Origin of the sequence: uncultured Microscilla sp. (genome assembly GCF_947493425.1) — a bacterium.
GTDB lineage: Bacteria > Bacteroidota > Bacteroidia > Cytophagales > Microscillaceae > Microscilla.
In genome coordinates, this window is sequence record NZ_CANLRP010000669.1 from 1 (window position 1) to 234 (window position 234).

1 protein-coding gene is annotated in these 234 nt (G+C 47.0%); it reads right to left on the reverse strand.

All coding sequences use genetic code 11. The features are described from left to right. The coding region (locus tag Q0954_RS34875) for a hypothetical protein (RefSeq protein WP_299466933.1) at positions 1-234 on the reverse strand (234 nt) is incomplete at both ends.

Sequence of the window (234 nt, forward strand, 5' to 3'; positions counted from 1 at the left end):
TACAGTTACCAGTGCCTTCAGCGCTTCGCCAAATGCCTTGATCATACCCACTATAGCTTTACGGGCGAGCTCTATCAGACCATTGGCAAGCTTTTTCACCCCTTCAATGATTGCCTTCACCGCCTTACGTAATTGGTCAAATATAAAATTGATTGCCTTGCGCAAACCCTCAAAAAATCCTTTGACCGCATTGACGGCACGGTCCCAAAAGCTGGGTTCCTTTTTGTCGGCTTC